This is a genomic window from Gelidibacter sp. (genome assembly GCF_035515035.1).
Taxonomy (GTDB): domain Bacteria; phylum Bacteroidota; class Bacteroidia; order Flavobacteriales; family Flavobacteriaceae; genus Gelidibacter.
In genome coordinates this window covers 13823-37233 of record NZ_DATJCA010000111.1, presented here as the reverse complement: position 1 = coordinate 37233, position 23411 = coordinate 13823, and the positions used below count along the sequence as shown (strand labels likewise).

The 23411-nt window shown below is 38.2% G+C and carries 27 protein-coding genes; 20 read left to right on the top strand and 7 right to left on the bottom strand.

What is annotated here, in order from left to right; translation table 11 throughout:
* A partial coding sequence (locus tag VLZ86_RS09625; protein WP_325450745.1) for an ATP-dependent DNA helicase RecQ occupies positions 1-1172 on the bottom strand: 1172 nt, incomplete at its 3' end.
* A 479-nt stretch (positions 1173-1651) separates the two neighbouring features.
* Here VLZ86_RS09625 and VLZ86_RS09620 point away from each other — a divergent pair.
* From VLZ86_RS09620 to VLZ86_RS09585, 8 genes are all read left to right on the top strand, one after another.
* Entirely contained in the window at positions 1652-2515 is an 864-nt protein-coding gene (locus VLZ86_RS09620; RefSeq protein WP_325450743.1) for a hypothetical protein, read from the top strand.
* Positions 2516-2680: 165 nt separating this feature from the next.
* A complete protein-coding gene (locus VLZ86_RS09615; RefSeq protein ID WP_325450741.1) occupies positions 2681-3175 on the top strand; it encodes a hypothetical protein in 495 nt (164 codons plus the stop codon).
* Positions 3176-3355: 180 nt separating this feature from the next.
* Positions 3356-3886, top strand: coding sequence for a hypothetical protein (locus VLZ86_RS09610; RefSeq protein WP_325450740.1), 531 nt, complete (start codon positions 3356-3358; stop codon positions 3884-3886).
* A gap of 113 nt (positions 3887-3999) precedes the next feature.
* Positions 4000-4488 carry a hypothetical protein gene (locus VLZ86_RS09605; RefSeq protein ID WP_325450738.1) on the top strand — a complete coding sequence of 163 codons (489 nt, stop codon included), beginning with the start codon at positions 4000-4002 and terminating at the stop codon, positions 4486-4488.
* A complete protein-coding gene (locus VLZ86_RS09600; protein WP_325450736.1) occupies positions 4472-4918 on the top strand; it encodes a hypothetical protein in 447 nt (148 codons plus the stop codon). Before VLZ86_RS09605 ends, VLZ86_RS09600 begins: the two co-directional genes overlap by 17 nt.
* 412 nt (positions 4919-5330) lie before the next feature.
* Positions 5331-5723, top strand: coding sequence for a DUF1398 domain-containing protein (locus VLZ86_RS09595; protein WP_325450734.1), 393 nt, complete (start codon positions 5331-5333; stop codon positions 5721-5723).
* Between the two features lie 183 nt (positions 5724-5906).
* Positions 5907-6101: a hypothetical protein gene (locus tag VLZ86_RS09590; protein ID WP_325450749.1), complete on the top strand. Its 195-nt coding sequence runs from the start codon at positions 5907-5909 to the stop codon at positions 6099-6101.
* Positions 6034-6303: a DUF2459 domain-containing protein gene (locus VLZ86_RS09585; protein WP_325450732.1), complete on the top strand. Its 270-nt coding sequence runs from the start codon at positions 6034-6036 to the stop codon at positions 6301-6303. Before VLZ86_RS09590 ends, VLZ86_RS09585 begins: the two co-directional genes overlap by 68 nt.
* A 118-nt stretch (positions 6304-6421) precedes the next feature.
* Here VLZ86_RS09585 and VLZ86_RS09580 read toward each other — a convergent pair whose 3' ends face one another.
* Positions 6422-8131, bottom strand: coding sequence for a 3-ketosteroid-delta-1-dehydrogenase (locus tag VLZ86_RS09580; RefSeq protein WP_325450730.1), 1710 nt, complete (start codon positions 8129-8131; stop codon positions 6422-6424).
* Positions 8132-8497: 366 nt separating this feature from the next.
* Here VLZ86_RS09580 and VLZ86_RS09575 point away from each other — a divergent pair, with 366 nt between their 5' ends.
* From VLZ86_RS09575 to VLZ86_RS09525, 11 genes are all read left to right on the top strand, one after another.
* Positions 8498-8674, top strand: a complete 177-nt coding sequence (locus VLZ86_RS09575) for a hypothetical protein (RefSeq protein WP_325450726.1) — start codon at positions 8498-8500, stop codon at positions 8672-8674.
* Positions 8675-8828: 154 nt separating this feature from the next.
* Positions 8829-9707 carry a hypothetical protein gene (locus VLZ86_RS09570; protein ID WP_325450724.1) on the top strand — a complete coding sequence of 293 codons (879 nt, stop codon included), beginning with the start codon at positions 8829-8831 and terminating at the stop codon, positions 9705-9707.
* 211 nt (positions 9708-9918) lie between these two features.
* Positions 9919-10314 carry a hypothetical protein gene (locus VLZ86_RS09565; RefSeq protein WP_325450722.1) on the top strand — a complete coding sequence of 132 codons (396 nt, stop codon included), beginning with the start codon at positions 9919-9921 and terminating at the stop codon, positions 10312-10314.
* A 228-nt stretch (positions 10315-10542) separates the two neighbouring features.
* The gene (locus VLZ86_RS09560; protein WP_325450721.1) at positions 10543-11031 is read left to right on the top strand and encodes a hypothetical protein; all 489 of its coding nucleotides are present in this window, start codon (positions 10543-10545) and stop codon (positions 11029-11031) included.
* A 418-nt stretch (positions 11032-11449) separates the two neighbouring features.
* A complete protein-coding gene (locus tag VLZ86_RS09555) occupies positions 11450-12019 on the top strand; it encodes an MliC family protein (RefSeq protein ID WP_325450719.1) in 570 nt (189 codons plus the stop codon).
* Positions 12020-12269: 250 nt separating this feature from the next.
* Positions 12270-14123: a PLP-dependent transferase gene (locus tag VLZ86_RS09550; protein WP_325450717.1), complete on the top strand. Its 1854-nt coding sequence runs from the start codon at positions 12270-12272 to the stop codon at positions 14121-14123.
* Between the two features lie 37 nt (positions 14124-14160).
* A complete protein-coding gene (locus tag VLZ86_RS09545; protein ID WP_325450715.1) occupies positions 14161-14790 on the top strand; it encodes a DsbA family oxidoreductase in 630 nt (209 codons plus the stop codon).
* A gap of 251 nt (positions 14791-15041) precedes the next feature.
* Positions 15042-15371, top strand: coding sequence for a multidrug efflux SMR transporter (locus VLZ86_RS09540; RefSeq protein WP_325450713.1), 330 nt, complete (start codon positions 15042-15044; stop codon positions 15369-15371).
* Positions 15372-15459: 88 nt separating this feature from the next.
* Positions 15460-15729 (top strand): hypothetical protein, encoded by a 270-nt coding sequence (locus tag VLZ86_RS09535; RefSeq protein ID WP_325450711.1) that lies wholly within the window; start codon positions 15460-15462, stop codon positions 15727-15729.
* 234 nt (positions 15730-15963) lie between these two features.
* Positions 15964-16410, top strand: coding sequence for a DoxX family protein (locus VLZ86_RS09530; RefSeq protein WP_325450709.1), 447 nt, complete (start codon positions 15964-15966; stop codon positions 16408-16410).
* Positions 16411-16603: 193 nt separating this feature from the next.
* Positions 16604-17116 (top strand): GNAT family N-acetyltransferase, encoded by a 513-nt coding sequence (locus VLZ86_RS09525; protein ID WP_325450707.1) that lies wholly within the window; start codon positions 16604-16606, stop codon positions 17114-17116.
* 240 nt (positions 17117-17356) lie between these two features.
* On the opposite strand, the gene VLZ86_RS09520 is transcribed toward VLZ86_RS09525, so the two are convergent.
* Positions 17357-18532: a dicarboxylate/amino acid:cation symporter gene (locus VLZ86_RS09520; protein ID WP_325450705.1), complete on the bottom strand. Its 1176-nt coding sequence runs from the start codon at positions 18530-18532 to the stop codon at positions 17357-17359.
* 257 nt (positions 18533-18789) lie between these two features.
* On the opposite strand from VLZ86_RS09520, the gene VLZ86_RS09515 reads away from it, so the two are divergent.
* Positions 18790-19296: a GreA/GreB family elongation factor gene (locus tag VLZ86_RS09515; protein ID WP_325450703.1), complete on the top strand. Its 507-nt coding sequence runs from the start codon at positions 18790-18792 to the stop codon at positions 19294-19296.
* Between the two features lie 172 nt (positions 19297-19468).
* Here VLZ86_RS09515 and guaB read toward each other — a convergent pair whose 3' ends face one another.
* The 4 genes from guaB to VLZ86_RS09495 form a co-directional block, all read right to left on the bottom strand.
* On the bottom strand, positions 19469-20941 hold the full coding sequence (gene guaB, locus VLZ86_RS09510) for an IMP dehydrogenase (protein ID WP_325450700.1): 1473 nt from the start codon (positions 20939-20941) through the stop codon (positions 19469-19471).
* A 138-nt stretch (positions 20942-21079) separates the two neighbouring features.
* The gene (locus VLZ86_RS09505; RefSeq protein WP_325450698.1) at positions 21080-21577 is read right to left on the bottom strand and encodes a hypothetical protein; all 498 of its coding nucleotides are present in this window, start codon (positions 21575-21577) and stop codon (positions 21080-21082) included.
* Position 21578: 1 nt separating this feature from the next.
* Positions 21579-22106, bottom strand: coding sequence for an FMN-binding protein (locus VLZ86_RS09500; protein WP_325450696.1), 528 nt, complete (start codon positions 22104-22106; stop codon positions 21579-21581).
* 101 nt (positions 22107-22207) lie between these two features.
* Positions 22208-23380 carry a porin gene (locus tag VLZ86_RS09495; protein WP_325450694.1) on the bottom strand — a complete coding sequence of 391 codons (1173 nt, stop codon included), beginning with the start codon at positions 23378-23380 and terminating at the stop codon, positions 22208-22210.
* Positions 23381-23411 lie beyond the last annotated feature (31 nt).

Genomic DNA, 23411 nt, shown 5'->3' with positions numbered 1-23411 from the left:
ACATCGCAATTGTTGCAATTTTCGGTATGATGTTCTCCAAAATAATTGAGCAGCGCAATACGTCGACAACTTAAAGCTTCCGCGAATTGCTGCATGCGGTTGAGTTTCGCTATTTGATACTCTGCGTTGGAAGCATTTTCGGTAAACTTCCGGAGTTGAACAACATCCGCATACGAATAAAACAAAATATTATAGGCAGGAAGTCCATCGCGACCGCCACGTCCAATTTCTTGGTAATAGCCTTCGATGTTTTTGGGCATATTATAATGGATGACCCAGCGCACGTTACTTTTGTCAATGCCCATCCCAAAGGCAATTGTGGCCACAATGATTGGGGTGGCATCATTAATAAAACTTTCCTGAATGCTGTTGCGTTTTTCCGCAGTTAAGCCAGCATGATAGGCTTTGGCTTTAAATCCGCTCTTATTTAATTTGGTGGTGACCTCTTGTGTACTTTTTCGGCTTAAGCAATAGATAATGCCACTTTCATCAGGTCGGGTCTTTAAAAACCGGATGATCTGAGTAATGCGATCATTTCCGGGTCGTACTTCTAAATAAAGATTCTTCCGATCAAAGGAGGACAAATGCACCTCAGCATCATAAATCTTCAATTGCGTCAAAATATCCTGTTGCGTAGCGCCATCTGCGGTGGCGGTAAATGCCGCAATCGGTTTGTTTGGGAACTGCTTTTTGAGGTGGCCCAACTGGGTATAAGCGGGTCTAAAATCATGGCCCCAAGATGAAATACAATGCGCTTCATCCACGGCGATCAGACTGATCTCTATCTCTGAAAAATATGGCGACAGATTTTGCAGACTTTCGGGCGCGACATAAATTAATTTCAAGTCTCCTGCTTGCAATTTTCTGAGCGTCTCGTGCTGCACGGAAACCTCCTGACTGCTATTATAATAAGCAGCAGAAATGCCATTGGTCAAAAGCGCATCCACTTGATCTTTCATTAAAGCAATCAATGGCGAAATGACAATCGCCGTTCCTGGAAGTGCCAAGGCTGGCAACTGAAAACACACCGACTTCCCTCCACCCGTCGGCATAATGGTCAAAACATCATTTCCATTGATGATATCGTTGACAATTCGGTCTTGGTTAGGCCGAAAGGTGCTGTATCCGAAATGTGTTTTTAAAAGTTCTAAAGTGGTATCTGTACGAATCATTTTTTATCTTTAAAGAGACACTGGTCTGGGGTCTTTCCTATTTTGACATCTGAATGGACTGCTTAGTCCTCAATACCACGTGGGCTCTTGATGTCGATTTCAATAATTAAAAGTGGGAAATCAAGTTTTGTTAAAAAACTTCGAGGTATAAATTCACATTTATAAGCGGCGACAAAGGTACAGATTTCAAGAACGATTTCAAGAATTCTGTGGGACTGAACTTCGTTTTGTTTTCATTCTGGTGTGTTAAGAAATCTGTGTATTTGGCTCATCTAACTCATATACAACTTGTTTGAAGCATGAGGAGTTTGTAGCTTCGTGTGGGAAAGGAGTATGAGCTGAGTCTTTGAAAAGAATTGAATATTCGGTTTATAAGTATTTGATAATGTAAGAAAAAGTACTACTTTAGCGCAGATGTATGTGGATCTGTGCAAAGGTGCATATATGAGCCTGTTGTAAAAATTTAACAAAGTTCGCTAATGAGAAAACTGATTTTTTTAACATTCACCGCATTCATTTTAATCTCTTGCTCTAATAACCCTGATAATGAATCAGAAATTGTAAAAAACAACTTCCCGAAAGTCTCCGACATTTATCTATTGAATACAAATCTCCTTAAGCAACATACCGGGATTGATCTGGATTTGGGTAAGCTAAACCAAGACACATATGTTCAAGATTTGATTTCTTCAATTGCTCAATTAAACGACGACAGTTTTAGTGCTGTTTGCCATATAAATTACGGAAGCGATGGCTTGGTAGAATCTTATACAATTGGCTCAATGGGAATTCATTATGGGCGGTTTGATCATGGAGGAACCATTCAAAGAGATGCTAAAGGAAATGTGATATCTATCAATAACATTCCTGTTAGAGTGGGAAATAATAAAATCACCTTTGAAAATGATGGCTGGTACAAAGCAGATGGTTATCCACGAGAAGTGAGTTTTAAAGGTAGTCGTCTTACCAAAACCTATTTTATAGATGGGATGGGGAAAGAAATAAAATCTGATTCTTATACCTATGTTTATAACGATGACTTCGTGAAAAAACACAAAACTGGAGGAAACTTCTCCTTATATGAGGTTTTAGAATATCACAATGATGAATGCAATTTGCCATGGATAATGAGTTTCTCTTCTTTGAGCCTTTCATTAGAAATAGCATTTAATCTACGTCTAATGAAAAAAATCCCTAAGAAGATATTTGCTGGACAACACAAGGACCAAAGCGCTGATATCACGCATATTATAAAAGACCATTTGAGCAGACCTGTTTTAATTATTGGCAGAAACCATGAGTACACTATTGACCGTATAGCAGTTTATCAATATGCCGATTAAAAAGCTTCATAAGTGGCTCTTTACGAATAAGAAGGGCACTTCAGGTTTGCTAAGGCTAGGTTAACTTGTCAGAACGTAGATCAATTTAGAGAAGATCACACTATGAAGCACGACAGCTCAAGATTCACATAAACATAAACATCAACTTAAACCTCAAACTACAAAATGAAAAAACTGAACTTACTTCTTGCCGTCCTAATTGGACTCTCCATTCTATCCTGCTCTTCTGATGATGAAAACACCATAAACCATGACTCTATCATTGGAATTTGGAAACCCATAAAAGTTGTTGAAGTTTATCAGGTGTCAGACGATATTACTTATGAAGCTTCAAGTTGTTATCAAAAGAGTAGAATGTCTTTTGCTTCTGACGGCCGTTATAATCAACAAATATTTAGTGAAAATAAGAGTGGAAATTGTGCTGAAACTAACAGTTCTAATTTTATAAGTGGCACATGGGCTAAAACATCAGACAATCAATACACTTTTAAAATCATAGAATACAATGATAAAACCCAACAAAACGAAATATTTACGGGAGATCACGACGAAATTACCTTCCCTGACCAAAACACTATGATTATTAAATTTATAGATGGAAAAGTTTATAATGGAGATGTGCTGGAATATTATTATGATGAATATTCAAGGGTTAAATAAAAACTATTTACAACTAACTAACACGAGTGTTCCGCTATCGCTCCTTTCAACCTAATATCTCTTCCAATAAGCCATATCCCTATTGATAAGTTTGTTTGTTGAGAGGTTCATGACTACACACGCCACAACTTATATAAATAAATGCTGACTATAACCTAAACTAAAACACTAATGAAAGAAATGCCTACGTTAAAAAAAGGAATCATCATCCTCTTCATCCTTTTTTCAAATTACTCTTTTTCGCAGTTTTACTATTTCTACAGAGGTAATGTTGAAAATGTATTTACCAGCTTCCAATACCAAGATAATTTCTATGATGCGAGTCCGAAGGGTCTGCAAAAATTCATTGATGAAACAGAAATGTCCAGTGAATTGAAAAAAGACTTAGTTGAACAAACAAAGAAGATCCGGACAAATCAAACCATTTCCAGTATCGCATTTTATGGTGGCTTTGCGGCAGGGGCAGGAATTATGATTAACGAAGCGCTGAGTACTGGCAATGGAGAACAAATGAAATCAAGCACCTTATTCACAGGTTTAGGTGTGGCAGCTCTGGGTGGGATTATTAATTTGATCGTTAAACCTAAGAAAAAAGATTATTTTACTTTCTTTAACACCTTTAATAATGACCAAAAGGAAAAGAAAATACATGTAAGTTTAAAAATTGATTATTTAGAGCACCTGAATTACGGCATTGCGCTTTCCTTTTAATCAAGTGCTATTCAAATTAAAAAAATAAGGATGAAAAGCCTCTGGAACATTCCCTTACCCTAGCGCTCATTTGCAACACGCAAAAAAAAACCTAAAGTACTTTATCAAAACTCATGAAAAACTTAACCTACCTATTTATCCTCTTACTAATTTTTGGATGCTCAAAAAGTGATGATCCTAACGAAGGAATTTCCGTTTGCCTCGAAAAGAAATTTCTAGAAACCTTTGTGATGGAACCAAACGACTGCTTTACCTTCAAGGATCGTCCGGGGATGACCTTTACATTTCTCGGCTTCGAGCCGTACACCAAATCACATCCCAACAATGGTCCACATGCCATTATAAGTACGCGATTGGAAGAGGGCAATGAAACCTATGACTATTATGCCAGTATGGTCTATGCAGGTCATGACCGGGACAACCCTTTGTTTTCTGGACCAGTCCATACGGGAGTCAAGAAGGTCAGATATACTATTTTCTTCGAAAATATTGATTTTACAGAAACCGAAACGCAATTTATCTTTCATAGAGCAACGGTCCGTTTTGGCTATTATTATTCTGAATTTGATCAAAACAAGGATACCTTTGAAAAATCAATTTAAAACGACCATCCTACTGATGGCATTATGCTTTTGCTCTAACCTAACTGTCTTTGCCCAAAAACATAATTACTCAAAAAGTGTCAGTTTTAAAGTTGAAAAGATCAAAGAAAACACTAGTCTGGCTACAGGAAATCAGTCTTGGGTTTCGCCCAGCAGAGGATTCAAGTTTGTATCCATCACACTAGCCTTAACTAATGACAGTGAAACACCAGAAGCGATAGATTTTGATAATTTTCATTTATTAAATTCAAAGACAAAAACTAAACATAAGGTTGAATTTGTGAGAACAGCTGGGTTCATCCAATTTCCGGCTGCGCTTAAATTATCTATTAATAAGGGTAAAAAGAAAAGAGTGTTGGTGTTCATTTATCCTGAATTTGATACGCCAAGGTTCCTCTCCTTAAATGAGAATAGTATTGAATTAAATTAAGCAGTCTCAATAAACCATAAAGACACCTCCATAAACATATTAACGTCTGTTTTAAGACCTCCACTTAAGACTTCGACATATCTAAGAATACGTGTTTAAAATGGCATGAATGAGGCCATAGGCGCCAGTTGGCACGGACGTCCTCCCCGTGTCTCACACACCTCAACTCAAACCCACGATTAAAAACGCTCACAGCCGTCTGTCCAGACCACTAAAACACAGACCAAAAATTGGAATAACAACAATAATAGTGCCCTGAAAGACTTTGAAAAAAGGTAATTATACCTATAAGAAAATTTCGGAAAAAGTGGTAAATTGGCGTTGTAAAGGGTATTTTAGGTAAGAGGTGAATCTATGGCTGTATTGAAGGTCATTGAACTTAGGCATATTATCAATTGGAATAACAGAAACGATGTTTACACTAGAAGAAATTGAATTGGCTCACAGCAAAGTTAAATCAGGGGCCGAATTTCCAAAATACATTAAGGAAATTAAAGGAATTGGCCTCACCGATTTTGAAACTTGGGTCAGTGACAGTCATACAGTGTATTTCGGCAAAAACGGATTTCAAACAACATCCAAACCGAAATATGAAGCTATGACAGTAGCCAACAAGAGTGACAAAGATAAGTTCAGCCACTATTTGAAAATCCACCAAAAAGGCGAAACAGACTATTTTACATTTTGTAAACATTGTGCTCAAACGGGAATTGAAAAGTGGGTCATGGATCTTGATAAAATGACCTGTACCTATTATGACAAGGCTCAAAATGAGATAGTGGTTGAAAAAGTGCCAACGGCATAAACCATAGTCTTATTTCTTTAAAAATAGAGCAATGTTTTGACGTTTTAGTAGTCAATGTAATTAATGAAACCACTGGTAAGTTTGGAGAAAGTGACTATGTTTAGGCTGTATTTGCTTTGTCGTCATGTATTGGGCAAGTCAGTGGCATTGATACAGACCGTTAACTTCTAATAATCGATTAGAATGAATAAACTAACGAAATTCAGGATCTTAAGTTTTTCCGGTTTCATCATTATTTTCCTTATCATTTCAACCTTAATGAATTTTTTCTTTGAAGATTTAGGTGGCGCCTATAAAGCCATGATTTCAGGTGGTCTTACGGCACGTGAAACTCTCCAAAACACAGTTAAAACAACTTCATACCTACGTGCGCCATAGCTTTAAAACAAATGGCAACGGGTTTAAAATAATGCTCATTGATCAAGGGTATACACAATCCGACGATTTCTATAAAGCCCATGGAAACTACACCATCGTTAATACCTGTAACACTTGGGTGAATACTGGTTTTAAGGAAAGTGGCCTAAAAGCTTGCCTTTGGACACCGTTTGATTTTGGGCTCATTAGAAAGTATGAATAACTGGTTTGATATATGGATTATAAATAAGTTAGGGACACGATTGACCGCATCCTTAACTTATTTTACAATTCATATTCTCCAGGCAGACCCACGAGGCTTCAATTTGCCGTTAGACAGTTTAAGCCTCTACAGGTGATAAACTGGCCGCATGTTCCGCCACAATATGCCCATAGACCAGCCCTTGACAAATGGTTCCGCCTGCACCTGGATAGACCCTTCCAAAAATATTTGCCGCCGTGTTTCCTATAGCATATAAACCTTCAATTGCAGTTTTATCCTTACGTAAAACCCTGCCGTGCTCATCGGCAACAAGGCCACCACAAGTTCCCAAATCGGATAGGACCACCTTTACGGCATATAATTTTCCTTTAAGTGCTAGCAAATTCGGATTGGGTTTCACTGTTGGATCTCCGTAATAGCGATCATAAGCACTTTCTCCTCTTTGGAAATCGTCGTCTTTACCAGTTTCCGCCAACCTATTAAATCGAGCGAAAGTTTCTGTAAACTCGGTTTCCGGCAAGTTGGTCAACTTGGCCAGTTCTTGGGCAGAATCGGCTGAAAAAGCAATTCCAGCGTCATACCATTCCTGTGGTAATTTCGCTCTCGGGAAAACAGATCCCCCAAGAATATATCTATTGCGATAGGTCTGGTCAAACACCAACCACATATCTCCAATGGGCGTTCCTTCTTTTTCATCGGCCAAGAGCTTTTGACCAAAACTCATATAATCCGTCGCTTCATTAATAAAGCGTTTGCCTTTGGCATTGACCATAAAACTCCCTGGAAGCGAACGCTCCGCCAAAAGAACCATAGGGTTTTCACCTTTCTTTAACGGAGAAATGGCAGGGAACCACCAAGATTCCTTCATGAGATCGATAGCGGCTCCGATCTTTTGGGAAAGCTGGATGGCATCTCCGGTATTTCCTTCTGCTCCAAAACTATAGTGATCGCCCAAAGACTCCGATTGGTATTTTTGTCGCATCGGCATATTGTGGTCAAAGCCACCCGCAGCCAATACAACACCACGCTTCACTTTAATTTCTTTCTTTGTGCCCTCGTGTTCTACTACCGCGCCAACTACGCGACCGCCGTCCACCAGAAGTTCTACCAATTTTGTATTGGTTGCTACGGGAATATTGTTGTTAATAGCTCCAGCAAACAACCCAGCCGCTATCGCCTGACCTCCAGCCACCAAATCTTTTCCAACAATCTTACCGCCTATACCCTGAAAAAGTCTTTTGAAGATAATGGGAAAAGCCTTTAATGGCTTACGCATCATCAAGTTCAGCCACTTATAATCATAGCCTGTTACTGGCATAGGCAAAGAGGCGGCCATCAGGCCTGGTCTAAATCTTGAAATCTCATCCCCTAGTCTTTTGAGATCGAAGGGTTGACATTCACAAGTTCGTCCCATGGCATCTCCCCCAGGTTCTTCCGGATGGTAATCTGAATAGCCCTTCGCCCAAAAAAAGGTCATTGGGGTTGTACGTCGAAGCATTTCAGTGGTGGCATTTCCATGCTTGAGAAAAGATTGCCATCGTTCTGGTGGCGAATCATTGCCTACGACAGCCTTGAGATATTGCTCTGCTTTTTCAAGCGTATCTTTCGAGCCGTTCTCAGTCAGCACAGGGTTCGCAGGAATCCAAAAAGCACCTCCTGATAGTGCCGTAGAGCCCCCAACGTATTCGGTCTTTTCTATAATTAAGCTTTTTAAATTCTTTTCATGTCCGGCTAAGGCTGCAGAAATACCCGTTCCCGAGCCCACAATAAGCAGGTCCACAGTTGTGTTAGCCGCCAGCACTTCTGCTGAAATGTTTGATGTCTTCATATATTTTTTTTACTTATTAAACCAAATTCAGAGGTCTGTTAGAATGTATATTCTTCTAGTATCAGCCTCCGAAAAATCAATTTACAATATTAATCTCAGCCATGCCATGACATAAGTCATTTACCAACTCCTCATATTTTATCGGAAATTTTAATCGCTAAGCACCTCACGATCTCTTTTAAAATGAAGACCTCGGTGTATCACGATTCTCAATCGGACAAGGGGCAAAACTGTAAGTGTTTTAAAAATAGATCATTTTTCTTATCCCGAAGTTTGGAAAAAGATGTTAATTTAGGGTTTAGATAGTGGCATCACTTGGTGTAAATTGACCTGTGTTTTCCATTCATGATGTAAAAAACAGTACGAATGAAAAAAATCTTACCCTTAATCCTCATTATTGCCAGTGCAATTCTAATTATTTCGAATTTTATAGTATCGGAAAAATATGACCCCGGATTTTGGGTATCAAATTTCTCAAGCCTATTAGTTATCATAGCGATGGTTTTGACCATTAGAGCCCATAAAAAACAAGACCGAATCTAAATATTTATAAACATTTCAATCGTATGGGTTGGTGCAAACGGCCGCACCTGTTCCAGTTATTGCGCGCATCCCGCTCCTGTTCGACAACATAGCACGCCGCCAAACTTAATCAAGGCTGAAATAGATCAACAGAAAATTAAAAACTCACTAAAAAATGAAACCAATTATCTACGCAGTATTCGGCTTACTTATAGCAACCAGTTGCAAAAACAATAAAGCCGCAGAAATAGCCCAAAATGACACGGCTCAAATTCCAACGGCCACTTTTATTACCGAAACTCTAGGGTTGACCCATTGCGAATCGGCGGTTTATGATGCTAAGCAAGATATAATTTATGCCTCTTTAATCGGAGAAAAAGAACCTGGCGATGGCGCTATTGCCACTATTGATCTGAATGGCAAACTGATAGATTCCCTTTTTATCAGCGGGCTTAATGATCCTAAAGGAATTGCCATTACGCAAGACAAACTTTATGTGTCGGATATTAATGAACTCGTTGAAGCCGATTTAAAAACTGGAAAAATAATAAAAAAATATAGCCACGACGGCCTTGAATTTTTAAACGACGTGGCAATTGATGGGCACGGGAATGTTTATGTTTCTGATACAGGCACCTCAAAAATTTACCAATTGGATACCCAGGGTAATTTTAATTTATGGTTGGCTGATGAGAACTTAGATCGGCCAAATGGCTTATTGGTCCAAAACAATACCATGTATGTTGCCTCATGGGGAAGCCAACCCAATGGCGGCCGGGTTTCTAAAATAGACATGACGACAAAGGATATGGACTCCCTAACAACGATCATTGGAAATTTGGATGGAATTAGACCGTATGACAAAGACCGTTTAATCATTTCCGATTGGACTAGTGGGATGATCCATTTGGTAGATAATGATGGCAACACGCAACAAGTTCTGCAAGTAGGCCAAAGTGTAGGTGATATTGCTTATATAAAAGAGAAAAAACTCCTCCTATTGCCCATGAACAAACAAAGCCGACTCTTGTTTTATAAATTGGAAGGCTTCTAAAACCGGACTTAAAAACCACGAGTACGGGCGTTTGTTCGGTTTCTAAAACCGGTTCTTATTTCTTAATGTATAGATGTACTAATACGCATTGTTGAACTAGTAAATAATAATAATAATAATAATAATAATAATAATTAATCTTACACACGTGAAATCCGTAGATTTGACCGCGGTTCACATAACAACTTTTGAGAGTCATAAAACACGAAAAATGGGAAAACAAATAGTGATTATAATTCTTGGTCTTTTTGCATTCACCACATCCTGTAAAACTGGTGCTTCAGATTTAAATCCAAATTATCCCGATGAAATCATCAATTCTTGGTTGGAATCCTACGAAGAAGCTGATGGAACCTATAGGCCATCCGATTATAAATCATTTCCAGAATCACGCTATCGACAGGTCTATAAGTTTATGGAAAAAAATACCTGCGAGTATTCAGTCCTTTCTCCAGAAGATGCACATGATATAGAAAATGGATTTTGGGAATATATTGAGGACGAGAATGTGATAAATGTGTATAATCAAAATATGAAATTACATGAAAAATTAAAGGTGATATCCATCTCAGCCAATCTTTTACAATTGGATAGTGTAAATCCTTAATCGCGTCAATGATCCTGCACGCTGAGGATCTCCAAATCTCCTCAATAAACCTAATTGATAGGTTCGGCGTCATGCGAAAGTTCCTTTGAGCGCATTTCTGCGGAATGGAATGGGTTATTTAATTTTTATTTGTTAATTTAGGGGGATTAACCTCTTGTCTAATGTAAACAAGCCGCCAGGGCATACAGCGCCGGTAACGACTTTATAAACATAAAAACAAACACTAAAATGAGACCATTATTTTTTATCCTGATGACTTTAGGCCTTTTTGCCTGTAACCAACAAAACGATCAGACGCAAAGTTTAAAAAACAAAATTGATAGTTTGGAGAGCAAACTAGCAGACACCTACAAACCGGGGTTCGGGGATTTTATGGGTAGTATTCAAGCACATCACTCCAAACTATGGTTTGCAGGACTATATGAAAACTGGGACCTCGCCGATTTTGAAGTGCACGAACTTATGGAAGCAATTGAAGATATCGAAAAATTCCACGAAGGACGGGAAGAAACCTTATTGATAGGAATGATCATGCCGCCATTGGATAGTATCAGCAACGCCATTGAACAAAAAAATACCGCTCTATTCAATTCCAGTTATACCTCGCTCACAAACACCTGCAACCAATGCCACAAAGCCGTAGACATGGAGTTTATCATTGTAAAACAACCTGATACGCCGCCTTTCAGCAATCAGGATTTTAAACCTTTAAAGTAAAACCCTATCTTTTCGTAATCGCCATTGCCTTTTAGATAATCTCATTATCGAGCCTTAAATCATAATCCCACAATCACAAATATGGGAATACGGACAATCGATATTTTGAACATGAAGCAATGTCAAACCCCCATGTCACACAAAAGGATAGCACTAAGTCTTTTAGTAACGTATGGGCTAACTCCTTGTCATGTTTATTGACGTTTCGTCCATGAATGACGAATGCCGTCACAAAGAATTTCAAATATTGAAATGCTTCGACGATGGGCAAGTTTCCCCATGTTACAAATGAGAAAAACTTTAAAATTACATCACAAAATGAGATTGTAATGGCACGAATGTTGTATAAAAGATAAGACTGAAAAAAATTTCGAATCCGTTTAAAACGGAAATACAATAAACATCAATTAATCATACAATGACAAAGACAATTTTGACAATGACAATGCTTACGGCATTAATTTTAAGCTCTTGTAAAGACACTACACAGCAAGAAAACACACAAGCAGCAACCACAGAACAAGTAGCCGAAGATATTGTAAAGACCACCTCAACCGACAAGGACGGTAACAATTTAGAAATGGCTTTTAACAATACAAATGGTACTGCAACTCTAAATTTTAAAGGTGAAACTATTAATTTGTTAGCAAAGAAATCGGCATCAGGAATTTGGTATACAAACGATCAGTATGAATTAAGAGGAAAAGGAAACGATATTGAGTTGAAGAAAGATGGAAAAGTAATCTTTAGCCATAATGATGCTATCATAATTACTTCCTTGAAAGATAAAGATGGACAAACGCTGGACATGACCATTAACAACACCACCAATACGGCAAAAGTGTATTTAAACGGCGGCGAACAAATCGACTTACAGGGTCAAAATCCTGCATCAGGAATTTGGTACAAAAATGACCAGTATGAATTAAGGGGAAAAGGTGACCACGTTGAATTTAAAAAGGACGGAAAAATACTATTTAAAAACTAAACCAGTTTTAAATCGCGCCACGCAACGTAAATGGTTCGTGCAAGAAATTAACAAAAATCCTTTCTGCCCAAAAGCGTGGCAGGAAGGATTTTCTATTTGTTCTTCAGCTGAGAGATTCATTGAGTTCCCTAACCATGACCTACTTTTAAATCGGATAGACAACCATAGAATTCGAATCAAAAAACGACCCGTAAGGCTTTTCAATACACCCTAATTATCGTACCTTCTCGACCTATTAAAAGACAACTTTATGAAAGACGAAAAAAGAGGCAAATTTTTAAAGAACGTTTTGGAAAACATGCCTTCTGGCTGGTTGACCATCACAACGCATCGCCTTGATATTTATGATGAAGCATTGGCTAAAACGCAGTTTTTAGAACAATTTGAAGCCTTATTTCAAGAGAATAATTACCAACAATCCGCATTGAACAATTTGCCCACAGCTTACGATTATATCCGGTTAGGGCATCCCCTATCTTGTGTGTTGGAATGGGAAATTGCTCATCATCATCATCATCATCATCTCAACTCAGAAAATGTCATCAGTTTTTCATCGCGAATGGCGCCCATTTTAGCGATTCTAAGAAAAAACTTATTAGACGGTAAACGCACCCAAATTGTTTATACTGAAAAATTACCTGATCATTTTGATGCCGAACTCCTCAAGCGCGTTTATGGCTATCAATTTGATTTAACGAAAGTAGAAAACACAAAAGATATTGCTGCATTTAAGGGCAGTACGGTATTTGTCTCAGATCAAGATAATTTTCTTGATGTTGACCTCACTCATAATATTGATTTTTTTATCACTGCACACCCTCAACTTGGCAGTGTGATTTTGGTAAATGGTGCCCAAAATGAAAGTTATGTTTCAGAAATTCAGCATGTCAGAAGAAGAGAGACCATTGCCATGACCCCGGCCAATTGTCTTTCAGCATTGAACGTGATCATAGATGACGCTTTTGTTATTCCTCAAAACCCAGATATCGAAACAAACAAGACCTTAGTTGAAGAAACCATCAATAAGATTACCAACACCACTTCAAAAGCATTGGTAGCTTCAAGCGGACTTTCCATGCAATATGCCATTATGATGGGGCTAATTCACGATGCCCAAGAACAACATAAAGGAAAGGACATCAAATTTATTGTGCCTCCCAACTGTTATGGGGGTACGAATGATCAAGCGCGACGCGTTGCTGCTTGTCTTGACCATGTGGATGTGGTTGATTTACTTGTGGATGGGGACAACGATATGGTGGAAAGTATCGCCAGCATTTTGGATAATATTGCCAACGACGATGCGATCCCTTATATCATTGCTGAAATTCCTACAAATCCGAGGGTTGAAGTTCCTGATCTTACGAAATTAAAAGAGGTTTTAAGTCAAGTACGTTATGCCAAAAATGGTGAACCTGCGATTGCCCCTGTATTTATTTTAGATCAGACGTTTTGTCCTAACGTCCACTTTTTGGGCGACAAGGACATCCTCTCTTCTGTGCGCACCATTTCATACGCCAGCGGATCGAAATTTCCAAGTGGCGGAATGTGCACTGCGGGCTATTGTGTAGGAAATAAAAAAACAGAAGCTTTGATGGAGAAAATAGAACTGCATCTCCAACTTTGCGATAATGAAGCTACAGACCTCCAAATGGAGGTGTTGGCCAAACAATTGCCATCAATGAATCAAAGAATTAAGGATGCCTATAAAAATACCCGCGACTTTGTAAACTTTATCCATGAGGTGTTACCTGAGGCGAAGATCAATTTTGTTTCAGAAGCATTGGCGGAGCAAGGTTTTAAGCCATCAGTATTTTCACTGGACCTTCCCACCAAAGGAAATTCTGACGAAGAACGGGAAACTTATAAAAGAGCTTTGAATCTTAAGTTAATCAATTTAATGATTACAAAAATCCCCCATGAAAGTAAGTTCTGTGTTAGTTATGGTCAATTAAAAGGCTCTTACTGGACAATTCCGGCAACCTCAACGCAAGGAACCACCAAAGAAGGCGACAAAGATTATATTGTACGGGTTTCACTAGCACCAAATGTGGATCTTGAACTTCACAAAAGAGTGTTTTTGGAATTTGTCGAAGGGATTTAACCTAACAATGAAAATTAATTAATATAAATTATAGATTATGACAATTACAATTTGGTCAGATATTAGATGTCCTTTTTGCTATATCGGAAAAAGGAAATTAGAAAATGCAATCTCACAATTTAAGCATAAAGACGAGGTTTCTATTGAATGGAAGAGTTTTGAATTGGATCCCAACTTACGCACCAATCCAGACATTTCCACAATCGATTATTTCGTAAATAAAGGCGCAAGCAAGGACCAAATGTCACAGATGTTGGCAAACTCGACCGCTATGGCGAAGGAAGTGGGTATAGACTTTAACTTCAAGGATGCGGTGGTTGCCAATTCCTTTAATGCACATAAGTTAATGCATGCGGCAAAAAAAATCAATAAACAAAACGAGGCCAAAGAACTCTTGTTGAAAGCACATTTCACCGATGGTAAAAACATTGACGACATGAAAGTTTTGGTCGCCATTGGAGAAAGTTTAGGTTTTGAAGCAGAGGACATCGAAAAACAACTCAACGATTCGGCCTTGGATAAAAATGTTGCCGAAGACCAGATGCAAGCAAAAGAAATTGGAGTTACTGGAGTTCCTTTTTTTGTATTCAACAATAAACATGCATTTTCTGGAGCACAGCCAGAAGAGGTATTCTTGGAAGCTCTTGAAAAAGCCTACAACGAATAGTTTTGTTCTCATTCTCTTCTGTTTAGAGAAAGAGATCAATTTGCACCTCACATTTTTTTAAATCTGCTAAAGGTTTTATTTGACTACGAAAGCATTTATAGTAGGTTAAAATAGTTTATAGGATTGGCGGCATCACTATTTGATGCCGCTTCTTTTTTAAAAAACCAATTGATTACATTATTATTTTGTCCAGATCTTAGGTTTGACTTCCTTTGATTTATCGTTTCTTTGCAGATGTAAAATCATCCTCCATGAAGTATCTCTTTTTATCCTTAGCTATCGTATTCGAGCTCATAGGCACTAGTTTTATGCAAGCCTCCAATGGGTTTTCAAAAACCATCCCTACCGTTTTAACCATTGTTGCCTATACCATTTGCTTTTTCTTTTTTTCGCATGCCTTAAAATCAATTCCATTGGGAATCGCTTATGCCATTTGGGGTGGTTTGGGAATTGTACTTTCCGCCATAATTTCGGTGGTTATATTTAAACAATCTTTAGACCTCCCTGCAATCTTGGGAATAACGTTGATTGTGGCCGGAGTTTTTGTGATGAATTTCTTCTCAAAATCGGCTGTCCATTAATAAGACGGCTATGGACAATTGCAACAAACTAATTTTGATAATTAGTGTTGATCTCTTTCAAATCTTCTCAAATTAAATTCGACAAAAAATGAAAAATAACAGAAGAATATCAGGTGGCATAGGTTTATTGGTTGGATATATATTTTTGATACTACTCATCGATATTTTATCAAAACCCGACAATGTTGCAGTTTCGATAAAGCCTATCGACAGTATGGCAACATACTTTTTTGGATTTGGTTTTACACTTGGCATCCTGGGATGGGTCTTGGGAGCCTTACTATTAATTGGATGGTTGGCTTTATTCTATTCTATTGGAACTTGGATCCACAAACTGATGTTCACATCTAAATCCTGATAGACCGTAAGATTTCCCGCTGGCGTTTTATGTCTTTAGCCGATTTATAAAACCCTTTATATGTTAGCTGTTTAAGTAGGATATCAAGACTAAATTTTGTACTTTTAGTAGTCTATGCCAGACAACTTCATACCGTAGGCAACCGTAAAGATTTTCCCGCCTTCAGAAGGCGCAGGGATATCAAACCCAAAGGGTGCATTCAAAAAAGTCGAAATTAATACTAAATGGGGTATCATGAAAATAATCAAGCTCTTTTTAAGGTTCTCCATTGCTATCGGATTTTTATCGGCTTCCGCGGACCGATTGGGCATGTGGGCTAAAGAATATTCTGCATGGGGAAATTGGGACAGTTTTTTGGAATATACAAAAGTATTGAATCCGTGGGTTCCCAACTCTTTAATCCCAACCATAGCTATTATTGCCACAGGCGCAGAAGTTAATTTTGCCATCTTCCTGCTCATCGGGTTTAAAACGGAACTGTTTGCCAAATTAAGTGGCATCCTGCTCTTAATCTTCGCGCTTTCCATGACCTTTAGCATCGGGATAAAAAGTGTTTTTGACTATTCGGTGTTTACAGCTTCTGCAGCGGCTTTCGCCTTAAGCCTGCTAAAAGAAAAGTATTTGGAAGTGGACACCTTAATCCAAAAAGACAAATTGAAGGAAAAAAACGAGAATCATTAAAAGTCCATTTACTTTTACTCGATAATCACAATTCAATCGTTTTTTAAGTCGCACAAGAATCTTCCTGCAGACCGCCAATTTCGGTAAGTATTTGCTAAATTAGTAATTTATAAGAAATACGAACATCGGCCGTAAAAAAGATAGAATTCATTACGGAACCCTGTTTAAAGAAATCCATAAACTATATTTTTTAATGAACATTACCCCTAGTACCCTTGGAGACATCAACGACATATTTGCGTTATACGACGCGGCAACAGCGTATCAAAAAACCGTGAATAATAAGAGCTGGAGCGGATTTGAGAGAACGCTTATCGAAAAGGAAATTAACGAAAATCGGCATTTTAAAATCATGGAAGGCAATGACCTGGTTTGTTCCTTTGTGATTACTTTTAACGACCCCGTAATTTGGAAAGATTCTGAAAATGATAAAGCCATCTACCTGCATCGGATTGCTACACATCCAAATTTCAAGGGCCGATCTTATGTGAAAAAAATTGTGGAATGGTGCAAAGCCTTAGCCAAGGAAAGCGGTATTGACTTTATCAGAATGGACACGCATAGTGGCAATGAAAGATTGAACAACTATTATATTGGTTCTGGTTTTACCCATATAGGAATCAGGGAAATTGAATATACCAGCGATTTACCAGAACATTATAAGACAGGTCCATTTAGTTTGTTTGAAATGAAAATAATATCTTGATACATGCCGATAGAAAACATTCCTGAACTCTACTATTCCAAAACAAATAAAAGCCAACTCAAAGAACGAAATCATCAGTGCCATCGGGATTAATGGCAGTGCTGCTGAAAATAATCATCCCGAGGCAGAATTTGGAGCAGCAACTATCGAAAGCCGAAAACTAGACATCATAAGGAAGAGGATAAATTAAGTCGATTGTCCTCTTTCGACTTTTGAGTGGTATTTAAAAACTCCTAAGATTTAGGTTATCAATTTTTCCTTGGTGACCCGATCGACCACAAGCGCAATAGCACCATCACCCGTAACATTACATGCGGTACCAAAACTGTCCATAGCAATGTATAGCGCAATCATCAGGCCCAACATCTCTTCGTTAAAACCCAACATGGACTGTAAAATGCCAACAGCCGCCATAATCGCGCCCCCAGGCACACCGGGCGCTGCAATCATTGCAATTGCCAATACAAATATAAATCCAGCGAAAAGCGTAAAAGTAAAGGGTACACCTTGTAAAATCATCAATGCCATGGCGCAGGCGGTAATTTTCATCATACTTCCAGACAAATGAATAGTCGCACATAAGGGGACGACAAATCCCGCGATTTTCTCTGAAACCCCATTCTTTAGAGTCTGTTCCAAAGTTACAGGAATTGTAGCTGCCGAAGATTGTGTCCCTAATGCGGTGAAATAGGCGGGCATCATGGTGGCCAATAACTTTATTGGGTTTCTTTTTGTAAATAGCCCAGCAATGGTGTATTGCAGTAATAACAGTAAAATATGCAAAGCGAAAATGACCCCTATAATACTCAAGAAGACGGTAAATATTGAAAATACTTGTCCGCTATAAGCCATGCTCACAAAGATGCCTAAAATAAAAAGTGGCAATAACGGCACAATTACGTTGGTTATCAACTGCATGATAATTTTTTCAAAATCTTTGATGACTAGTTTTAAACTAGATTTTTCTTGATAGGAAAGGCCCAAACCAATCACAAATGCCAAAACCAATGCGGTCATAACGTCCAATACCGGGGGAATAGTAAGACTGAAATAAGGCAATAACTCAGGACCAGAATCGGTGATATCAGCGGTGTGGTTAATACTCGATTCTAAAAGTTGGGGAAATATATTGGAAGCTGTAAAGTAAGTCATAAACCCTGAAAACAAGGTCGAGCCATAGGCAATGGCCGCAGTAAGCAATAATAATTTTCCCGCACCCTTACCTAAATCGGCAATGGCAGGCATGATCAATCCCATGATAATTAACGGAATGGAGAAACTTAAAAATTGCCCAAAAAAAGCGTTAAAAGTTGTGAATATCCTATTGATGGATTCAGGTAAGTAGAGTCCAAAAACGGTCCCTAAAACTATTGCCACAAAGACTTTAAACAGTAAATTTGAAAATAAACGTTTCATAATACATGCATGTTGCTTTTAAGACTTTTGATAGGTCTTAGTGTAGATTATATTGAGTGCGCTAATATACTGTCAATGTCCTAAAAGAACATCTAAAGATCGATCTTTTTTTAGGTTCATAAACCTCCATCTTGATAGATATTTTCTTATCGGAAACCCAACAACGCAACTCGTTAAGAGTGATTTTAGTTTTGCTGGCTACTTTATATTCTTTAATTTTAATAAAACGATAGTCATCGTATTAAACTTAGTAAACCATGAGTAGAGGATTTGTAAAAGAAGATGATCAGGAAGAAGTGCCATTTGTAGCACCAAGAGCAGATTTACCCGAAGGGATCACCAATTATGTGACTCAAGTAGGCATGGATGCACTGTTAGCAGAAAATGAAGAACTTATTGCAGAACGGGACAATTTGAACATTACCAATGAAAACGAAAAACGCATTGCAACCAATCATATCAATGCAAAATTACAGTTGTTGAACAATCGCATCCTGTCGGCAAAAATTGTTGACCTTAGCAAGCAGCCACAAGATGAAGTACGCTTTGGAGCTTTGGTAAGCTTAAAAATTGGGAAGGATAAAAAACTGCAGCACTATCAGATTGTAGGGGTTGACGAAGCCGATATTTCTAAAGGAAAAATTTCTTTTATTTCGCCCATTGCACGACTCTTGACAGATAAGAAGGTTGGCGACATCGTGGTATTGAAATTGGCAAAAGAAGATCGGACTTTTGAAGTGATGAATATTGAGTATCCGCAGTAACTAAAACATTGATTAAGGCGGCGTGTTATTTGTGGGAATACATGTAATTCTTGTTATAATCCATTTTATAACGAAGCTATTACACAAAGGATTTACTAAGTTTCACTAAGAACAAAAAAACACGACCAATAAAAGTCGTGTTCTTAGCACTTTATCTAAAGATTTAAATATATTATCTTGAATAATTCGGTGATTCTTCAGTAATGGTCACATCATGCGGATGGCTTTCATTGATTCCTGAAGCAGTGATTTTCACAAAGCGTCCAGTTTCCTTCAAAGTCGCCACGTCCTTGGCTCCACAATAGCCCATCCCAGCGCGCAAACCACCAACAAATTGATGGATACTTTCAAGGACTTCGCCTTTGTACGGCACACGGCCCACAATGCCTTCTGGTACCAGTTTTTTGATATCATCTTCAACATCGTGGAAATAACGGTCTTTACTGCCCTGTTTCATGGCGTCCACAGACCCCATCCCGCGGTAGGATTTAAATTTCCGACCTTCATAAATGATGGTTTCTCCAGGAGCTTCTTTTGTTCCGGCCAATAAAGAACCTAACATCACTGTATCCGCACCAGCTGCAAGCGCCTTAGGAATGTCGCCCGTATAACGAATGCCACCATCGGCAATAACTGGAACTCCAGAACCTTTTATGGCTGCGGCAACTTCCAAAACGGCAGAAAACTGTGGGTATCCAACCCCAGCAATCACACGTGTAGTACAAATGGAACCCGGTCCAATTCCTACTTTAATACCATCAGCACCCGCTTCCACTAAATACTTAGCGGCTTCACCAGTAGCAATATTACCCACAATCACCTCAAGTTCAGGGAATCGTTTTTTGATGGTTTTAAGTATCGTTACCACACCTTTGGTATGTCCGTGCGCTGTATCAATAATCACGGCATCAACTCCAGATTTCACTAAGGCTTCTGCTCGCTCCACCGCATCTGCAGTGACGCCAATAGCCGCTGCAACGCGCAAACGACCATAAGTATCCTTGTTGGAAATAGGTTTAGTGGTTAATTTAGTAATATCCCTGAAGGTAATTAAACCGGCAAGATTATAATTCTCATTAACAATGAGTAGTTTTTCAATTTTGTTCTTTTGAAGAATCCCTTCGGCATCTTGCAATGAGGTACCAACGGGCGCGGTTACCAAATTATCTTTGGTCATCACTTCCACAATTGGGCGGGAACTATCTTTTTCAAATCGCAAGTCACGGTTGGTCACAATACCTTTTAAAATTCCGTTCTCATCAATAATCGGAATGCCGCCAATACTATGTTCAGCCATGTTACGTTGGGCATCCAACACCGTCGCAGTCAATGGTAAAGTGACCGGATCAATGATCATACCACTTTCGGCACGTTTCACTTTACGCACTTCATTGGCCTGTTGCGCAATGCTCATGTTTTTATGTAAAACACCTATCCCACCTTCTCGAGCCATGGCAATAGCCATAGCGCTTTCAGTAACCGTATCCATGGCTGCTGATATTATTGGAATGTTGATGGTAATGTTACGTGTAAATTTTGTTTGAATATTGACCTCCCGAGGAAGGACTTCAGAATATGCAGGAATTAGTAGAACGTCATCATAGGTCAATCCCTCACCTACTATTTTGCTTTCGTGTGCTATCATTGCAATTACGGTTTAATTGCGTGCAAATATACAGTATTTATAGCGAAAGTAGTTTTAAGTTTTTATTAAAATAATTATTTTTTCTCATTATATCTTAAGCTTGATACTTGGGAAGGTTTATTAGACGTGTTGAATGGATTAATTATTGTTTTTAAAATAGAATAGTTGGGTTAAGATAATCGCTATTGCACATGTAAAAGTTAGCGCCATTAATATTCCAGAAAACATTACGATATACTTCATCCACAGCTGACCACTCCAAAGTAAATAAAGTCCTCCAAAAGTCAATATGACCGATAGAAACGGCTCGATGATTAAAAAGAGTTTGAGCTTTCTGTTTAATTGAGTAGTACTGAGTATTAAGCCCACCAGGAAAAAAATAATAGACATGGATAATATGTGGTTATGAACCAAGGTCAGCATTTCTTGTTCGCTCTTTTTAAACTTCATAACGGTAGCATTTTCATCATTTTCATTTCCCAAATATTGTTCTTCAATACCATTTGGTTGTGCTGCAGATGTATTGCCAACAAAAAGTAAACCCGTATAAAAACCAACGCTTAAAATGATTATAAAAGCTGCAATTAAGAGTTTTATTTCTTTAGGAAACGAAAACATTAAGCCATTGAGTTGCATACTAAATGATATTTTTAGAATGAAGAATTTTAAGCGATTTCAACAAGTCACCCATGGCGGCAGTCATAGATTTAACAGAAATAGTTGCCCCAGAAATAGCCATCACATTATCGCCGTAGCGCAACTCATCATTCTGAGTTTTTCCCATGAATTGTTTCAACCAACGCTTACTTCCAATCTCGCCCCCATAATCTTCCCGATAAATCAAGATTTTTGTACTTAAAACCACAAGTTCAGGGTTGAATAAAACCAAATAATCAAATTCATCAGTTTTACTTGGCGCTTTTGCAACATAAGCATAGCCTATTAATTTGTTTCCGACATGAATTTTAAAAAAATTATCAGCTTCAAATTTCGATGGTAACAAATTTTTAACCTCACGCGAGACCGAAAAAGTCTCAAAATTAAAAGAACTTACCTGAAAGGTTTCAGCTATTTCCTTATCAACTTTCTTCTGTATATTTTTAGGCAGCTCAATATTTTGAAATGCCGTAAGTAGAAAGAGGATGATGGTAAATTTAAAATTCATATAACAAAGATATCTAAATGTTTTTCATGTCCTATTAAACTGCCAAAAGCTAGAACAAAACTTCCTTCTACCCTTTAGCACCATAAACTAAATCGCTGGTTTTAGAACCACACCCCAATCCCAAAGTTTAATTGGTTGGCCAAATGTGTTGTTCTGGCATCATCTTTAAATTGGTAATCTGCTTTTATTATAGCTCCAGGAGCTATTTTATATGACAAACCTACCGTCCAATCACTTCTGTTATACGCATCATTTACTAATAAATCACCACTAACGGATGCATTGGTATCATAGTCTTCATAACGGGCAAAAGCATAAAGTTGCTGTTTTTTGGTGAGCGGTAATAAATTATAGGCCGCCTCTAAATAATAACCTTGCATCGCACTTCCTAAACCTTGGGTTGGATGGGCTACCAAATCATAGTACAATGCGTTATAGGCTTCCGTATCTGTTAATGATGAATAAACAAATTGTCCACGAGCCGCAAAACGTTTGTAGCTATAACGTGCATCAAGACCTACCATAGAAATCCCCACACTAGAGCCATCTAACTCTTCAACATCATCCTCAGCTTGAGACCGACCAACATAGCCTGACAGCCCAAGTCGTAATCCTGGCAATCCGTAATAGTCTAATTTTGCCGAAAAATTAGGTGAGTCCACAGTAGATTCAATTCCTTTTTGTCTGCCATTTCTCAAGCCATCTTTACCTCCTAAAAATTTAGTGCCATTGACTGAAGCAAAACCATTAAATATATACGCCTGATAGCGTAAAGACGCATCATCAAATTTCCCTGCCACTCCTACACCTATTTCTCTCCAAGTGGTTGGTACAATACTCTTATCCATACTTGGCCTTTCTACACCGTTAAATGTTGTAGGTTCATGATATTCGTTGATGATACCCATCGGAACAATCATTAATCCACCTCTCAAATTTAGATTATCCGTTAAACTGTACTGTAAAAAAGCTTGTTCTATATATACTTCATTGACGTGTTCAAATTCTACCTCTGTCACAAATTGCACTTTATCGCTAAATTTATATCCAAACAATAACACCAAACGTTTTACATCCAGTTTTCCATTGTCGCCTTCTGGTTGATTATATGTAATCTCACCGTAACCTCCTACGGTAACGCCTGAGCTAATGTTGCCTGAGAGGATACGTTGTGCTGAGTTTTCCTGTTGCTGGCTTCTGTTTAATGAATCTTGAGTTTGAGAATAAGTAATTGCTGTAATTAACAGAGCGACTACCATTGAAATTTTTTTCATTTTGGGAAATTAGGTTTGCTATTATTTAGAA

Bases quoted from the DNA above. Each gene is read 5' to 3' on its own strand.
- VLZ86_RS09620 (WP_325450743.1), top strand. From the start codon at position 1,652: ATGAGAAAACTGATTTTTTTAACATTCACCGCATTCATTTTAATCTCT.
- VLZ86_RS09615 (WP_325450741.1), top strand. From the start codon at position 2,681: ATGAAAAAACTGAACTTACTTCTTGCCGTCCTAATTGGACTCTCCATT.
- VLZ86_RS09610 (WP_325450740.1), top strand. From the start codon at position 3,356: ATGCCTACGTTAAAAAAAGGAATCATCATCCTCTTCATCCTTTTTTCA.
- VLZ86_RS09605 (WP_325450738.1), top strand. From the start codon at position 4,000: ATGAAAAACTTAACCTACCTATTTATCCTCTTACTAATTTTTGGATGC.
- VLZ86_RS09595 (WP_325450734.1), top strand. From the start codon at position 5,331: ATGTTTACACTAGAAGAAATTGAATTGGCTCACAGCAAAGTTAAATCA.
- VLZ86_RS09590 (WP_325450749.1), top strand. From the start codon at position 5,907: ATGAATAAACTAACGAAATTCAGGATCTTAAGTTTTTCCGGTTTCATC.
- VLZ86_RS09580 (WP_325450730.1), bottom strand. From the start codon at position 8,131: ATGAAGACATCAAACATTTCAGCAGAAGTGCTGGCGGCTAACACAACT.
- VLZ86_RS09575 (WP_325450726.1), top strand. From the start codon at position 8,498: ATGAAAAAAATCTTACCCTTAATCCTCATTATTGCCAGTGCAATTCTA.
- VLZ86_RS09570 (WP_325450724.1), top strand. From the start codon at position 8,829: ATGAAACCAATTATCTACGCAGTATTCGGCTTACTTATAGCAACCAGT.
- VLZ86_RS09565 (WP_325450722.1), top strand. From the start codon at position 9,919: ATGGGAAAACAAATAGTGATTATAATTCTTGGTCTTTTTGCATTCACC.
- VLZ86_RS09560 (WP_325450721.1), top strand. From the start codon at position 10,543: ATGAGACCATTATTTTTTATCCTGATGACTTTAGGCCTTTTTGCCTGT.
- VLZ86_RS09555 (WP_325450719.1), top strand. From the start codon at position 11,450: ATGACAAAGACAATTTTGACAATGACAATGCTTACGGCATTAATTTTA.
- VLZ86_RS09550 (WP_325450717.1), top strand. From the start codon at position 12,270: ATGAAAGACGAAAAAAGAGGCAAATTTTTAAAGAACGTTTTGGAAAAC.
- VLZ86_RS09545 (WP_325450715.1), top strand. From the start codon at position 14,161: ATGACAATTACAATTTGGTCAGATATTAGATGTCCTTTTTGCTATATC.
- VLZ86_RS09540 (WP_325450713.1), top strand. From the start codon at position 15,042: ATGAAGTATCTCTTTTTATCCTTAGCTATCGTATTCGAGCTCATAGGC.
- VLZ86_RS09535 (WP_325450711.1), top strand. From the start codon at position 15,460: ATGAAAAATAACAGAAGAATATCAGGTGGCATAGGTTTATTGGTTGGA.
- VLZ86_RS09530 (WP_325450709.1), top strand. From the start codon at position 15,964: ATGAAAATAATCAAGCTCTTTTTAAGGTTCTCCATTGCTATCGGATTT.
- VLZ86_RS09525 (WP_325450707.1), top strand. From the start codon at position 16,604: ATGAACATTACCCCTAGTACCCTTGGAGACATCAACGACATATTTGCG.
- VLZ86_RS09520 (WP_325450705.1), bottom strand. From the start codon at position 18,532: ATGAAACGTTTATTTTCAAATTTACTGTTTAAAGTCTTTGTGGCAATA.
- VLZ86_RS09515 (WP_325450703.1), top strand. From the start codon at position 18,790: ATGAGTAGAGGATTTGTAAAAGAAGATGATCAGGAAGAAGTGCCATTT.
- guaB (WP_325450700.1), bottom strand. From the start codon at position 20,941: ATGATAGCACACGAAAGCAAAATAGTAGGTGAGGGATTGACCTATGAT.
- VLZ86_RS09505 (WP_325450698.1), bottom strand. From the start codon at position 21,577: ATGCAACTCAATGGCTTAATGTTTTCGTTTCCTAAAGAAATAAAACTC.
- VLZ86_RS09500 (WP_325450696.1), bottom strand. From the start codon at position 22,106: ATGAATTTTAAATTTACCATCATCCTCTTTCTACTTACGGCATTTCAA.
- VLZ86_RS09495 (WP_325450694.1), bottom strand. From the start codon at position 23,380: ATGAAAAAAATTTCAATGGTAGTCGCTCTGTTAATTACAGCAATTACT.